The 15090-nt window shown below is 71.7% G+C and carries 11 protein-coding genes; 9 read left to right on the top strand and 2 right to left on the bottom strand.

The genetic code is table 11. The features are described 5' to 3' along the window. Positions 1-148: 148 nt before the first annotated feature. From ACGFQC_RS16855 to ACGFQC_RS16840, 4 genes are all read left to right on the top strand, one after another. Positions 149-1501 carry a diaminobutyrate--2-oxoglutarate transaminase family protein gene (locus ACGFQC_RS16855; RefSeq protein ID WP_363091930.1) on the top strand — a complete coding sequence of 451 codons (1353 nt, stop codon included), beginning with the start codon at positions 149-151 and terminating at the stop codon, positions 1499-1501. Beyond that, entirely contained in the window at positions 1498-3516 is a 2019-nt protein-coding gene (locus tag ACGFQC_RS16850; protein ID WP_363091929.1) for an IucA/IucC family protein, read from the top strand. The genes ACGFQC_RS16855 and ACGFQC_RS16850 overlap by 4 nt, the downstream gene beginning before the upstream one ends. 27 nt (positions 3517-3543) lie before the next feature. After that, the gene (locus tag ACGFQC_RS16845; RefSeq protein WP_363091928.1) at positions 3544-4275 is read left to right on the top strand and encodes a GNAT family N-acetyltransferase; all 732 of its coding nucleotides are present in this window, start codon (positions 3544-3546) and stop codon (positions 4273-4275) included. Between the two features lie 173 nt (positions 4276-4448). Next, the gene (locus tag ACGFQC_RS16840) at positions 4449-6422 is read left to right on the top strand and encodes an ATP-dependent DNA helicase (RefSeq protein WP_363091927.1); all 1974 of its coding nucleotides are present in this window, start codon (positions 4449-4451) and stop codon (positions 6420-6422) included. Positions 6423-6648: 226 nt separating this feature from the next. Here ACGFQC_RS16840 and lexA read toward each other — a convergent pair whose 3' ends face one another. Beyond that, positions 6649-7428, bottom strand: a complete 780-nt coding sequence (gene lexA / locus ACGFQC_RS16835) for a transcriptional repressor LexA (RefSeq protein ID WP_363091926.1) — start codon at positions 7426-7428, stop codon at positions 6649-6651. Positions 7429-8068: 640 nt separating this feature from the next. Here lexA and nrdR point away from each other — a divergent pair. Continuing rightward, entirely contained in the window at positions 8069-8635 is a 567-nt protein-coding gene (gene nrdR / locus ACGFQC_RS16830; protein ID WP_363091925.1) for a transcriptional regulator NrdR, read from the top strand. 164 nt (positions 8636-8799) lie between these two features. Then, positions 8800-11703, top strand: a complete 2904-nt coding sequence (locus tag ACGFQC_RS16825; protein ID WP_363091924.1) for a vitamin B12-dependent ribonucleotide reductase — start codon at positions 8800-8802, stop codon at positions 11701-11703. Between the two features lie 203 nt (positions 11704-11906). Here ACGFQC_RS16825 and ACGFQC_RS16820 read toward each other — a convergent pair whose 3' ends face one another. Then, positions 11907-12440: a TerD family protein gene (locus tag ACGFQC_RS16820; RefSeq protein ID WP_363091923.1), complete on the bottom strand. Its 534-nt coding sequence runs from the start codon at positions 12438-12440 to the stop codon at positions 11907-11909. A 153-nt stretch (positions 12441-12593) separates the two neighbouring features. Here ACGFQC_RS16820 and ACGFQC_RS16815 point away from each other — a divergent pair, with 153 nt between their 5' ends. From ACGFQC_RS16815 to ACGFQC_RS16805, 3 genes are all read left to right on the top strand, one after another. Continuing rightward, on the top strand, positions 12594-13199 hold the full coding sequence (locus tag ACGFQC_RS16815) for a YdbC family protein (RefSeq protein ID WP_363091922.1): 606 nt from the start codon (positions 12594-12596) through the stop codon (positions 13197-13199). A 121-nt stretch (positions 13200-13320) separates the two neighbouring features. Further along, entirely contained in the window at positions 13321-14001 is a 681-nt protein-coding gene (locus ACGFQC_RS16810) for a histidine phosphatase family protein (protein ID WP_363091921.1), read from the top strand. Further along, a complete protein-coding gene (locus tag ACGFQC_RS16805) occupies positions 13991-14896 on the top strand; it encodes an ADP-ribosylglycohydrolase family protein (RefSeq protein ID WP_363091920.1) in 906 nt (301 codons plus the stop codon). The genes ACGFQC_RS16810 and ACGFQC_RS16805 overlap by 11 nt, the downstream gene beginning before the upstream one ends. Positions 14897-15090: the final 194 nt, after the last annotated feature.

Below are 15090 nucleotides of genomic sequence, written 5' to 3'. Positions count from 1 at the left end.
GACAGCGGGAGGACAGGAAACCGTGGCCGTGACGCAGCCAGTGCCGGGGGAGACGTCCGCGGGACGTGATGCCGACGGGGGAACCGCCGTGGGGGCCCCGTTGTGCGGGAGCCCGGCCGGTGCGGAGGGCCCCGCGCCCGGCACTCCCGTGCGCGGACGTCCCGCCCGGGAGAGCGTCCCGGGCGGGCGGTCGGCACGCGAACCGGCGGAGCAGGCCTACGCCCGAGCCCTGCCGGTCGTGCCGGTCCGGGCCCGGGGGCTGACCGTCGAGGGTGCCGACGGCCGCCGCTACCTCGACTGCGCCTCGGGCGCCGGGACCCTCGCGCTCGGTCACAACCACCCCGTCGTCCTGGAGGCGGTCCGCAAGGTCCTCGACTCGGGAGCCCCGCTGCAGGCCCTCGACCTCGCCACACCGCTCAAGGACGCCTTCGTCGCCGAGCTGCTGCACACCCTGCCGCCGGGACTGGCCGGCCACGCGCGCGTGCGGTTCTGCGGACCGGCCGGCTCGGACGCGGTGGACGCCGCGCTCGCGTTGGTCCGGGCCGCCACGGGCCGCACCGGGGTCCTGGCGTTCACCGGCGCCCGCCACGGAACGACCGCGGGTTCCCCCGAAGCCTTCGGCCGCGACCCGGACGTGGGGGTGACCCGGCCGCCGTACCCCCGGGATCACCGCTGTCCCTTCGGTTCCGGTGGCGAGCGGGGCGCCGAACTCACCGTCCGCTGGACCGAGTCGCTCCTCGACGACCTCGGGCCGGGGGCGCGCCCGCCGGCCGGGCTGATCCTCGAACCCGTCCAGGGCGAGGGGGGAGTGACCCCCGCGCCGGACGCCTGGATGCGCCGTGTGCGCCGCATCACCGCCGAACGCTCGATCCCCTTGATCGCCGACGAGGCCCGGACGGGCGTCGGGCGGACCGGTGCTTTCTGGGCCGTCGAACACAGTGGCATCACCCCCGATGTGATGGTCCTGTCCAAGGCCGTCGGCGGCGGTCTGCCCCTGGCCGTGATCGTCCACCGGGACGACCTCGACGTCCGGGAACCCGGCGTCCACGCGGGCGCGTTCCACGGCAACCAGCTCGCCATGGCCGCCGGCGCGGCCACCCTCGCCCATGTCCGCGCCAACGGCCTCGCCGGCCGCGCGGCGACCCTGGGCGACCGCCTCCTGCGCCAACTCCGTTGTCTGGCGGACGACTTCCCGTGCGTCGGGGACGTACGAGGGCGCGGCCTGATGATCGGGGTGGAGATGGTCGACCCGGAGGGGATCCGGGGTGGACCTGGTGCCGCCGCCCGGGGGATCCCTCCCGCGTCGCCCGAACTGGCCGCCGCCGTCCGGCGGGAATGCCTGAGCCGCGGCCTGATCGTCGAACTGGCCGGACGCCACGCGAGCGTCGTACGCCTGCTGCCGCCCCTGACGATCACCGACGAACAGGCGGCGGCCGTACTCGACCGACTCTCGGACGCGGTGCACGCCGTGGCCCGCACGCCAGCAAAGGAACACCCGTGAACACCCCGCCTTCGTCATCGTCGACCACGTCGGTCCTCCCGGCCCCCCGCGGGCAGCAGGGCACCGCGGCCGACCCGCTGCACCACCCCGACCCCCGTCGGGCGGCCCAGGCGGCGGCCGTGGAGAACCTGCTGCGCTGCTGGGTCCGCGAGACCGGCTTGCCCGCCCCCGACGACGGTGTTCTGCGCATCCCGCTGCCCGCCACCGGCACCGCTCTCCACGTCCCCGTGCGCTACTGGTCGCCCACCGGATGGCACCGCTTCGGGCCTGCGCGCCCGGCCGGCGCCCCCGAGCACTCCGCGCCCGTGGACGCGGTCCTGGTCGCGGCCCTGCTCGGCCGCGAGGCGCTGCTCACCAGGCCCGGCGGAACGTCCGGGGCCCCGCCCGGCACGGCCCCGCGCGCGACGGACGCCGTGCCCGGGGGCGCGGCGCGGGACGACGACCTCGTCGCCCGGGTCGCCGACTCCGTCCGCCGCACGGCCACCTTGGTCGACGCCCACCGGGAACGCCGCGCGCACCGGGAACACCCCGCGGACCGGCAGCGTCCCGCGGAGCGGGCCGACCTCTTCCTCTCGGCCGAGCAGGCTCTGACATTCGGGCACCCGCTGCATCCGGCCCCCAAGAGCCGCGAGGGCCTCTCCGACGCCGAAACCCGGCTGTACTCACCCGAGGCGCACGGCTCCTTCCCCCTTCACTGGCTGGCTGTCGCGCCCGGCGTGCTGGCCGCCGACTCCGCCTGGACCGAGCGCGGCCGTCCCGTCCCCGCCCGGACGCTGACGGCCCGGCTCGCCGGCACCCCACTGCCGCTGCCCGACGGGTACGCCGCCCTGCCCGTGCACCCCTGGCAGCTTCGCGGGGTCCGCCACCGTCCGGAGGTCGCGGCCCTGCTCGACGCCGGCCTGCTCCGGGACCTCGGCGCCCACGGCCCCCCGTGGCACCCGACCTCCTCCGTGCGTACCGTCCACCGCTCCGGCGCACCGGCGATGCTCAAGCTCTCGCTGGGACTGCGCATCACCAACTCCCGCCGTGAGAACCTCCGCAAGGAACTGCACCGGGGAGTCGAGGTCCACCGTCTGCTGCGCACCGGCCTCGGCGAGCGGTGGCGGGCCGCCCACCCCGGCTTCGACATCGTCCGGGACCCGGCCTGGCTCGCCGTGGACGGGCCGGAAGGCCGTCCGGTGACCGGGCTCGACGTGGTGATCCGGCACAACCCGTTCGCCCCGGCCGACGACGTCTCCTGCCTCGCCGGACTCGTCGCGCCCCGCCCCGACCCGCATCGGGCGAAGGACGGAGGCTTGGCGCCCTCCCGGCTCGCGGCGCTCGTCGGGCGGCTCGCCGCGGTGACGGGCCGGCCGCGCGAGACCGTGGCCGCCGAGTGGTTCCTGCGCTACCTGGAGCGGGTCGTCCGCCCCGTGCTGTGGCTCGACGGCGTGGCGGGGATCGCGCTGGAGGCGCACCAGCAGAACACGCTGGTGCTGCTGGACCCCGACGGCTGGCCGAGCGGCGGCCGCTACCGCGACAACCAGGGCTACTACTTCCGCGAGTCCCGCCGCGCGGAACTGGATGCCCGGCTGCCCGGCATCGGCGAAGCCGGCGACACCTTCGTCCCGGACGAGGTCGCCGACGAGCGCTTCGCCTACTACCTCGGCATCAACAACGTGCTGGGACTCGTCGGCGCCTTCGGCTCCCAGCGGCTCGCCGACGAACACGTGCTACTCGCCGCCTTCCGACGCTTCCTCGCCGCTGCGGACGCGGATGCCGATGACGATGCCCACGACGCTGCCCTCGCCGCTCCGGACGCCGACGCCGACGCCGGCCCCCGCACCGGTCCCGGCCCGCGCTCCCGCACCGGCCCCGGTCGGACACGGAGTTCGCTGCCCGCCCGGCTGCTCGACTCGCCGCACCTGCGCTGCAAGGCCAACCTCCTCACCCGCCTCCACGGCCTGGACGAACTCGTCGGCCCGGTCGACACCCAGTCCGTCTACGTCACCATCGCCAACCCCCTGCACCGTTGAACCACGCTTGCCGAGAGGAGTGGAGCCGTGCCCGCCGCCGATGCCGAGGACACCTCGGAGCCACGTCCGCCCGACCGCGTCCGGGCCTCGCCCGCCTCGCCTGGAGAGGGCGCGATCCGGACGTCACCCGGACCTTCCGCGTCCGTCACGTCCGTCCCGCGCCCCCCGCCCGGCCCCGCCGACCCGGGAGCCCCGCTCGACCACATCGAGGGCTGGGGCCGGGCGGTCACCCCCGTCGGTGCCTTCCGGCTCGTCCCCGTCCGGCTCGACAGGGACCTGCCCCACATCGCCCGGTGGATGAACGACCCCGAGGTCGCGGCCTTCTGGGAACTGGCCGGCCCGGACGCCGTGACCGCGGCGCACCTGCGTCGGCAACTGGCCGGAGACGGCCGCAGCGTCCCGTGCCTCGGTGTGTTGGAGGGCACCCCGATGAGCTACTGGGAGATCTACCGGGCGGACCTCGATCCCCTGGCCGGCTTCTATCCGGCCCGACCGCACGACACGGGCCTCCACGTTCTCCTCGGCCGCGGCGCCGACCGGGGCCGCGGCCTCGGTGCCGTACTGCTCAGGGCGGTCGCGGATCTCGTCCTCGCCAGCAGACCCGGCTGCGCGCGGGTCGTCGCCGAACCCGACATCCGCAACACGCCGTCCGTCGCGGCCTTCCTGACCGCCGGCTTCCGGTTCTCCGCGGAGGTCGGCCTGCCCGCCAAACGAGCCGCTCTCATGATCCGGGACCGGGCTTCGCGTCATCTGCTCTGACACCCTGCCGAGCTGTCCGGTCAGCGGCCGCCCGCATCCGGTCCCGATCGGTCACCCGCGTGCCGGAACCGGTGCCCCGCCCTGCTCAGAGGGAGGCCCACCGTCTTGATCACGTCGCTCCCGTCCCCCGTGACCACGCCTTTGTCAGTGCCGCCCCGTAGGGTGGTCGCGCTATGACGAAGCCCTCACTCCCCGAACTCCTGCACGCCGCCGTCGCCGCCGTCGGCGGCACGGAGCGCCCCGGCCAGGTGACCATGGCCGAAGCCGTCGCGGAGGCGATCGACGACGGATCCCATCTGCTGGTCCAGGCCGGCACCGGCACCGGCAAGTCGCTGGGGTACCTCGTGCCCGCGCTCGCACACGGGGAGAGGGTCGTCGTGGCGACCGCCACCCTGGCGCTGCAACGCCAGCTGGTGGAGCGCGATCTGCCGCGCACGGTCGACGCGCTGCATCCGCTGCTGCGCCGCCGCCCGGAGTTCGCGATGCTCAAGGGCCGGTCGAACTACCTGTGCCTGCACCGGTTGCACGAGGGCATGCCCCAGGACGAGGAGGAGGGCCTCTTCGACCAGTTCGAGGCCGCCGCGCCCACCAGCAAGCTGGGCCAGGACCTGCTGAGGCTGCGCGACTGGGCCGACGAGACGGAGGACGGCGACCGGGACGACCTGACCCCCGGCGTCTCCGACCGCGCCTGGGGCCAGGTCTCGGTCTCGTCCCGCGAGTGCCTCGGCGCCACGAAGTGCGCGTACGGTGCCGAGTGCTTCGCGGAGATGGCCCGCGAGCGGGCCAAACTGGCCGAGGTCGTCGTCACCAACCACGCCCTGCTGGCCATCGACGCCATCGAGGGCGCTCCCGTCCTTCCCCCGCACGAGGTGCTGATCGTCGACGAGGCCCACGAACTGGTCTCGCGGGTCACCGGCGTCGCCACCGGCGAGCTGACCGCGGGCCAGGTCAACAGGGCAGTGCGCCGTGCCGCGAAGCTCGTCGACGAGAAGGCGGCCGATCAGCTCCAGACCGCCGCCGAGGGCTTCGAGCGACTGATGGAGCTGGCCCTTCCGGGCCGTCTGGAAGAGATCCCGGAAGACCTCGGCTACGTCCTCATGGCATTGCGCGACGCCGCCCGCACGGTGATCTCAGCGATCGGCGCGACCCGCGACAAGTCCGTCCAGGACGAGGACTCGGTCCGCAAGCAGGCGCTGGCGTCGGTGGAGAGCGTCCACGCCGTGGCGGAGCGCCTCGTGAACGGCTCCGAGTACGACGTCGTCTGGTACGAGCGGCACGACCGCTTCGGCGCCTCCCTGCGCGTCGCCCCCATGAGCGTCTCGGGCCTCCTGCGCGAGAAGCTCTTCGCGGACCGCTCCGTGATCCTGGCCTCGGCGACGCTGAAACCGGGCGGCGACTTCAACGGCGTGGGCGCCTCCATGGGACTCGCCCCGGAGGGCACCCAGGGCGAGGACGTCCCCCAGTGGAAGGGCATCGACGTCGGCTCCCCCTTCGACTATCCCAAGCAGGGCATCCTGTACGTCGCCAAGCACCTGGCCCGCCCCGCGCGCGACGGCGACCGCGCGGACATGCTGGACGAGCTGACGGAGCTGATCCAGGCGGCCGGCGGACGCACCCTCGGTCTCTTCTCCTCGATGCGCGCCGCCCAGCTGGCCGCGGAGGAGCTGCGCGCCCGCATCCCCGAGTTCCCGATCCTGTTGCAGGGTGAGGAGACGCTCGGTGAGCTGATCAAGAACTTCGCGGCGGACCCGGAGACCTGTCTCTTCGGCACGCTGTCGCTCTGGCAGGGTGTCGACGTGCCCGGCCCCAACTGTCAGCTGGTGGTGATGGACAAGATCCCCTTCCCGCGTCCGGACGACCCTTTGATGAGCGCTCGCCAGAAGGCGGTGGAGGAGGCCGGCGGCAATGGCTTCATGGCGGTCGCCGCCACCCACGCCGCGCTGCTGATGGCCCAGGGCGCGGGCCGGCTCGTCCGCGCGTCGGGCGACCGCGGAGTCGTCGCCGTGCTGGACCAGCGGCTCGCCACGGCCCGCTACGGCAGCTATCTGAAGGCTTCGATGCCCGACTTCTGGTTCACGACGGACCCGAACCAGGTCCGCAGGTCGTTGGCGGCGATCGACGCGGCTGCGAAGAAGACCGACGCATAGGGCACGGGCCGCACGGAAGGGGGCCCGCCCCCAGGACACGAGCCCCCTTCCGTCCCGCCGGGTTCCATCGGTGACCTGACCGCCCCACGGCACAGGACCGACCGGGTCCTGGGGCGGCACAGGACCCGGTCGGCGTCCGGACAGCACAGGGCCCCGGAACCGGCGCAGGGATCCCGGGACCCAGTCAGGGGGCGGGGCGGTCGAGGAGGCTCGTCCGCCGCCGCGCTCAGACGCGGCGCAGAACGGCCACCACCTTGCCGAGGATGGTCGCGTCGTCGCCGGGGATCGGCTCGTACGCCGCGTTGTGCGGGAGCAGCCACACATGGCCGTCCTCGCGCTTGAAGCGCTTCACGGTGGCCTCACCCTCCAGCATGGCGGCCACGATGTCGCCGTTCTCCGCGACCGGCTGGCGGCGGACGGTGACCCAGTCGCCGTCGCAGATCGCGGCTTCGATCATCGAGTCACCGACGACCTTGAGCACGAACAGCTCGCCGTCGCCGACGAGCTGCCGGGGGAGGGGGAAGACGTCCTCCACCGACTCCTCGGCGAGGATCGGGCCACCGGCGGCGATCCGGCCGACCAACGGGACGTAGGACGCGGCGGGCTTGCCGGCGGTGTCCGTGGGCTGCACCGCCGTGGCCTGGTCGGAGCCGCGTACCTCGTACGCGCGGGGACGGTGAGGGTCACGGCGCAGGAAGCCCTTGCGCTCCAGTGCCATCAGCTGGTGTGCGACCGAGGAGGTGCTGGACAGGCCGACCGCCTGGCCGATCTCCCGCATCGACGGCGGGTATCCGCGCCGCTGCACGGAATCCCGGATGACCTCGATCACCCGCCGCTGACGGTCGGTGAGCCCCGAGCTGTCCGCCCGGATGCCTGGAGGTCGGCCCGGCAGGGAGCGCTTGTGCCCCTCCGGATTCATGGGTTCGTTCATCGCGTGCACCGGCTCGAGTCGGCCCTGGGAGCGGTCCTGGGCAGTGATGGTGGCACTGTCTGCGGTGGTGGTCACGTCGGCCCCTCTCGGTTGTCTCCCTGCTGAACAACGGTAGTTGCTTTCGAAAGGTTGCGCCAAACACACGTTCGAGTGAAAAAGCGTGAATAGCCTGACTTGATCACGTGTCGGGGTGTATAGCTGACGCGCTGCCCGCCTGACGTGAGAGGTGCTTGTTGTACTCTTCGCCGCCGGAGCCGATCGCCTTGTGAGGGGCGGCCCCAGTCTGCCACCCGTACCCCGGCGGTCCTGGAGCCGGGCCCGGCTCTGCGCGAGAGTCCCACCTCTCCTCCTCCTGGCGCTCACGGCACACCCGTGCGCGGCCCGGGCGGCTCGGCCGTGCGCGGGCGACCGCACCGGCCGTACGCGCACGAGGGCGCGGCCGTAGACGCACGTGTGCGGCGGACCGCGCACGGCCGGTTCCGTGTGCTCGCCGTGACCGCCGGAACGCGTCCTGTGAGGGGCGTCGGCGCGACACGCGACACGGCCTGGGTGAATAAGCCAAGCCCTACATCTAGTGGTTGGATGTCCCCGGCAGCCCACAAGTTGTGTTTCCCCCGGGACTTCGCACCCTCCGGAATCACCTATGCTGGGGGCTGCTTCGAGGGGCCCGTGAGGCCCGCGAGGCCATGGAGACTGCTGTGAGGAGGGATGGATCATGCACTGCCCCTTCTGCAGGCACCCCGACAGCCGTGTCGTCGACAGTCGTACGACCGACGACGGCACGTCGATCCGCAGGCGCCGCCAGTGCCCTGACTGCTCCCGTCGTTTCACGACCGTGGAGACGTGCTCGCTCATGGTGGTCAAGCGGTCCGGGGTCACCGAGCCCTTCAGCCGCACCAAGGTCATCAACGGCGTGCGCAAGGCCTGCCAGGGACGGCCCGTCACGGAGGACGCGCTCGCCCAGCTCGGTCAGCGGGTCGAGGAAGCCGTGCGGGCCACCGGAAGCGCCGAGCTGACCACCCACGACGTGGGACTGGCCATACTCGGCCCGTTGCAGGAGCTGGACCTCGTCGCCTATCTGCGGTTCGCCTCCGTCTACCGGGCGTTCGACTCGCTCGACGACTTCGAGGCCGCGATCGCGGAACTCAGGCAGGCGCGGCACCCCGACGCGGACGACGACGGCCGCGAGGGCGCGGCAGACGCTGTCGCGGGGGGCCGGGAGGACGACGGCGGGCGCGGAGGGACCGTGCAGGTTCCCGAGCCCGCCCACTCCGCCGACTGACCGCGGGCCGGAACCGGAACGCAGGGTCCGGACCGGACCGGGCGGCGGCGGACGAGACCTGCTGCGGGCGTGGCGAATGGTGGTGCCCGCAGCACAAGACAGAACACCGTGTCACGGGAACAGCGTGGCATTTCAGGGCGTTTTCGCCCGTACAGGGAGGCGGCATGACAGAGACGGCGAGCGGTCCGGCGCGGGGTTCCCGAGCCAAGGGCGCCAAGGCGACCAAGGGCCTGCGTATCGAGCGCATCCACACGACCCCCGGCGTGCACCCGTATGACGAGGTGGCCTGGGAGCGCCGTGACGTCGTCATGACCAACTGGCGCGACGGCTCGGTCAACTTCGAGCAGCGTGGCGTCGAGTTCCCCGACTTCTGGTCGGTGAACGCGGTCAACATCGTCACCAGCAAGTACTTCCGGGGTGCCGTCGGCACCCCGCAGCGCGAGGTCAGCCTCAAGCAGCTGATCGACCGCATCGTGAAGACCTACCGGAAGGCCGGCGAGGACCACAAGTACTTCACGTCGCCCGCCGAGGCGGAGATCTTCGAGCATGAGCTGGCGTACGCCCTCCTGCACCAGATCTTCAGCTTCAACAGCCCCGTCTGGTTCAACGTCGGCACGCCCCAGCCCCAGCAGGTCTCGGCCTGCTTCATCCTGTCCGTCGACGACTCCATGGAGTCGATCCTCGACTGGTACAAGGAAGAGGGCATGATCTTCAAGGGCGGCTCCGGTGCCGGCCTGAACCTCTCCCGCATCCGTTCCTCCAAGGAACTGCTCTCCTCCGGCGGCAACGCCTCCGGCCCGGTCTCCTTCATGCGCGGCGCCGACGCCTCCGCCGGCACCATCAAGTCCGGTGGTGCCACCCGCCGCGCCGCCAAGATGGTCGTCCTCGACGTGGATCACCCCGACATCGAGGACTTCATCGAGACCAAGGTCAAGGAGGAGGAGAAGATCCGCGTCCTGCGCGACGCGGGCTACGACATGGACCTGGGCGGCGACGACATCACGTCCGTCCAGTACCAGAACGCCAACAACTCCGTCCGTGTCAACGACGAGTTCATGAAGGCCGTCGAGCAGGGCGGCAAGTTCGGCCTGCGCGCGCGGATGACCGGTGACGTGATCGAGGAGGTCGACGCCAAGTCGCTCTTCCGCAAGATCGCCGAAGCCGCCTGGGCGTGCGCCGACCCGGGCATCCAGTACGACGACACCATCAACACCTGGCACACCTGCCCCGAGTCCGGCCGGATCACCGCGTCGAACCCGTGCAGCGAGTACATGCACCTGGACAACACGTCCTGCAACCTCGCCTCGCTGAACCTGATGAAGTTCCTGAAGGACGACGGCCAGGGCAGCCAGTCCTTCGAGGCCGACCGCTTCCAGAAGGTCGTCGAGCTGGTCATCACCGCGATGGACATCTCCATCTGCTTCGCGGACTTCCCGACCCAGAAGATCGGCGAGAACACGCGCGCGTTCCGCCAGCTCGGCATCGGCTACGCCAACCTCGGCGCCCTGCTGATGGCGACCGGCCACGCGTACGACTCGGACGGTGGCCGCTCGCTGGCCGGCGCCATCACCTCCCTGATGACGGGTACGGCCTACCGCCGCTCCTCCGAGCTGGCCGCGGTCGTCGGTCCCTACGACGGCTACGCCCGCAACGCCGACGCCCACAACCGCGTCATGAAGCAGCACTCCGACGCCAACCAGAAGGCCGTCGGCATCGACGACCTGGACAGCCCCGTCTGGGCCGCCGCCACCGAGGCCTGGCAGGACGTGCTGAACCTCGGCGAGAAGAACGGTTTCCGCAACTCCCAGGCCTCCGTGCTCGCCCCGACCGGCACCATCGGTCTGGCGATGTCCTGCGACACCACCGGTGTCGAGCCCGACCTCGCCCTGGTCAAGTTCAAGAAGCTGGTCGGCGGCGGCTCGATGCAGATCGTCAACGGCACCGTGCCGCAGGCCCTGCGCCGCCTGGGCTACCAGGAGGAGCAGATCGAGGCGATCGTCGCCCACATCGCCGAGCACGGCAATGTGATCGACGCCCCCGGCCTCAAGCACGAGCACTACGAGGTGTTCGACTGCGCCATGGGCGAGCGCGCCATCTCCCCGATGGGCCACGTCCGCATGATGGCCGCGATCCAGCCGTGGATCTCCGGTGCCATCTCCAAGACGGTCAACATGCCGGAGACGGCGACCGTCGAGGAGGTCGAGGAGATCTACTTCGAGGCCTGGAAGCTCGGCGTCAAGGCGCTCGCGATCTACCGCGACAACTGCAAGGTCGGCCAGCCCCTCTCCGCGAAGACGAAGGACACCAAGGAGCAGGAGAAGGCCGAGATCACCGAGAAGGCCGAGGACGCCATCCGCACCGCGGTCGAGAAGGTGGTCGAGTACCGCCCGGTCCGCAAGCGCCTGCCCAAGGGCCGTCCCGGCATCACGACGTCGTTCACGGTCGGTGGCGCCGAGGGCTACATGACCGCCAACTCCTACCCGGACGACGGTCTCGGCGAGGTCTTCCTGAAGATGTCCAAGCAGGGCTCGACGCTCGCCGGCATGATGGACGCCTTCTCCATCGCGGTCTCCGTCGGCCTCCAGTACGGCGTGCCGCTGGAGACGTACGTCGCGAAGTTCACCAACATGCGCTTCGAGCCGGCCGGCATGACGGACGACCCCGACGTGCGGATGGCCCAGTCGATCGTCGACTACATCTTCCGCCGCCTGGCGCTCGACTTCCTGCCCTTCGAGACGCGCTCCGCGCTCGGCATCCACTCCGCCGAGGAGCGTCAGCGGCACCTGGAGACCGGTTCGTACGAGCCGTCCGACGAGGACGTCGACGTCGAGGGCCTGGCCCAGTCGGCCCCGCGCGCCCAGGACCTGAAGGCCGTGGCCACGCCCAAGGCCGAGACGGAGGCCGCCAAGCCGGCCCCGCAGCAGGCCCACACCAGCGCCGAACTGGTGGAGATGCAGCTGGGCATCCACGCCGACGCCCCGCTGTGCTTCTCCTGCGGCACGAAGATGCAGCGCGCCGGTTCCTGCTACATCTGCGAGGGCTGCGGCTCGACCAGCGGTTGCAGCTGACCCCGGGCCACCCCGGGCGGTAGGGCCTGCCCGGGGTGAATGACCTGGCGAGAGCGGTGGAGCCGGTTTCCGGCCCCACCGCTCTCGGCGTTCGATGGTGCGGGAACCGGAGCCGCGGGCCTCCCGGGGACCTCGGCCGAGACGGGGTGAGCGGGTGGAGCCGGGCCCCGGCTCCACCCGCTCACCCCGTGTCCCACCGGCGTTCAGGACCGGCGCAGTCGGCCCATGATCCTGGTGAAGGCCGCCGGGTCGTCCTCGTAGCCCTGCACGCCGTCGTGGAGCGACCAGCCGTCGACCGGGTCGCGCACGAACTCCGCGACCGTGGCCGCCGTCGCGCCGAGCACGCCGCCGAAGTCGTCCTCGGCCAGCACGGTGTACCCCTCGCGTATCCGGAAGGCCGGATTGCGCACGCTGACGAAGGTCCGTTCCTCGGGGCGCTGCTGGATGAGGACGCCGACCACCACGCGCGCGTACCGGGCGTCCAGCCGGTCGAGTTCGAGTGTCATGACCTCGTCCCAGCCGAAGCCCCTGCCGTCCGTGCTGTCGCGGTGGAGCGTGATGGTGCCGTCGGGGGAGCGGCTGTCGAAGTGCACCACGTAGGCGGGCTCGCCCCCCGGGTCGTCCGCGAGGTAGGTGCCGGCCACTATGTCCAGGTCGGTGTGCGGCTCACCCGCCGGACTAGGGTCCCACCTCAGCGACATCTCGACCTTGCGGATCCCCTTGTTGAGGCCGTTCACCGGTCTTCCCCTCCTCGTCCCCGTCTGCTGTCGCGCCGAACTGGCCGCTCATCAGGGCCGGTTGTCCATCCTGCCACGCGCGCGTGGCAGCCCGCACGGGTACCTGGTGCCCAGGAGTGAGCGACGCCACCCCGTCGGCCGTACCATGGCGCGGTGCTGGTCAAGTGGATTCGCTGCACCGTGGTGGACCGTCGCGGGTTCGAGCGGGGGCAGCGGAAGTGGGCGGGGCTTCCGGGGGAGCCGGGATTTCGGGGGCAGGGCGGGGGCTGGAGCAGGACACGGCCCTCGGTCGCGCATGTCTTCGCCTTCTGGGAGAGCCGGGCCTTCTACGACTCCTTCATGGCGCGCTCCCACGACCGGCTCGCGACCGCCCAGGCGGGCACCTTCAAGGACGCCCAGGTCCGCCTGTTCGACTACCGCTTCGACGTGAAGACGGGCTTCGAGCCCCGCTTCACCGACTCCGACCTGGTCCGGGTGGCCCTGTGCCGGGTCCACGAGGAACGCGCCGAACACTTCACCCTGATGCAGGAGAAGGTGTGGAACCCGGCCATGGCGGGATCACCCGGCATGGTCCGCGGGCTGTTCGCGGAGGCGCCGGGACACGAGTTCCTGGTCCTGTCGATGTGGCGCTCGCAGGCCGAGCACGGCAAGTACCGCACCGAGCGAGTGGAACGGCTCGCCCTGCGCGCGCAGACCGAGGCGGACGTCTCGGCCATGACCGGCGACATCGTGGAGCTGGAGCCCACCTGGACGGTGTGAGATCCGGATTCCCGGACCGCGCGCGCCGACGCGCCTCCCGGGTGCGGGAATTCGTGTGACCTACGCCGTATGGAGGCCGTACGAGTGCTCGATCGGCCGCCACTCGATCTAGTGTTTCCGCATGGCAAGACCACGGCGCATCGTCCTTGTCCGGCACGGGGAGTCAACGGGCAATGTTGATGACACCGTCTACGAGCGTGAACCCGACCACGCGCTGGCCCTGACCGAGCGGGGCCGGCACCAGGCTGAGGAGACGGGCAGGAGACTGCGGGAGGTGTTCGGCGACGAACAGGTCAGCGTGTACGTCTCGCCCTACCGACGCACCCATGAGACCCTCCGCGCCTTCCACCTCGACCCCGACCTCATACGCGTGCGGGAGGAGCCCCGGCTGCGGGAGCAGGACTGGGGGAACTGGCAGGACCGCGACGACGTCCGCCTCCAGAAGGCCTACCGCGACGCCTACGGGCACTTCTTCTACCGCTTCGCCCAGGGCGAGAGCGGGGCGGACGTGTACGACCGGGTCGGCGGCTTCCTGGAGAGCCTGTTCCGCAGTTTCGAGGCACCCGACCACCCGCCGAACGTGCTGATCGTGACGCACGGCCTGGCCATGCGGTTGTTCTGCATGCGCTGGTTCCACTGGACGGTCGCCGAATTCGAGTCCCTGTCGAATCCCGGGAACGCCGAGATGCGGATGCTCGTTCTCGGGGACGACGGCAAGTACGCCCTCGACCGGCCGTTCGACCGGTGGCGAGTTCCGGAGCCGTACGGGATCACTGGAGAGTGGCAGAGCGATGACCGTTGACTCCTCCTCCGAGGTACGCCTGGGGCGTGCCCTGGCAGCGCTGCGCGGACTCGCGGTGGGGGACGCGCTGGGCTCACAGTTCTTCGTGCCGGCCCATTACCCGCTGCTGAAGCACCGCGCACTGCCGCCGGGACCCTGGCAGTGGACGGACGACACCGAGATGGCCTGCTCCGTCGTCGCCGTCCTGGCCGCCCACCAGCGCATCGACCAGGACGCCCTGGCCCACTCCTTCGCCGCGCACCACGACTTCGACCGCGGTTACGGCCCCGCCGTCAACCGGCTGCTGAGACTGGTCCGGGAAGGCGGCGACTGGCGCGAACTCGCAGCGGCCCTGTTCAACGGCCAGGGCTCCTGGGGCAACGGCGCCGCCATGCGGATCGCCCCCCTGGGCGCCTGGTACGCCGACGATCCCGAGCAGGCCACCCACCAGGCCGAGATCTCCGCCTACCCCACGCACCAGCACCGGGAGGCCGTGGTCGGCGCCATGGCCGTCGCCGCGGCGGCCGCGCTGGCCGGTGCGCCGGGAGGTCCGCCCGGCGCCGACGCCCTCCTGGAAGGCGTCATCGGCCTCATCCCCAGAAGCGCCGTGACGGCGGGGCTGCGCCGTGCCCGGGACATGCTCGACTACGACGACGCCGGCACCGTCGCGGCGGTGCTGGGCTGCGGCCGGCGTACGACGGCCCACGACACCGTGCCGTTCGCGCTCTGGTCCGCCGCCCGCTCCCTCGGCGACTACGAGGAGGCCTTCTGGACCACCGCTCAGGCCGGTGGGGACGTGGACACGACCTGCGCCATCGTCGGCGGCGTCATCGCCTCCGGAAAGGCCGGGACGCCTCCTGCCACCTGGGCGGAGCAGGTGGAGGCGCTGCCGGCCTGGGTCCCCTCCGCGTCCTGAGCGCCGCTGCTCCCACCACTGGGCGGTTTCTGTCTCCACCCGCTTTTCACCCGGGTGAACGCTGTGTGTTCGGCGGGAACCCTGTGTGACCGTTCGCGCGTTATCCGGACATCCGCTCCGCGATCGGTGAGCCCGGAAGCGGGGAGACGGTCGAGCGGCTGGATGGAGGCGGGGTGACCGTGAGGTTCGCGGTG

Source organism: Streptomyces sp. NPDC048734, from assembly GCF_043198675.1.
In the GTDB taxonomy this organism is placed as follows: Bacteria; Actinomycetota; Actinomycetes; order Streptomycetales; family Streptomycetaceae; genus Streptomyces.
The sequence above is the reverse complement of the archived record's forward strand: the minus strand, read 5'-3'. Positions and strand labels throughout refer to the sequence as shown.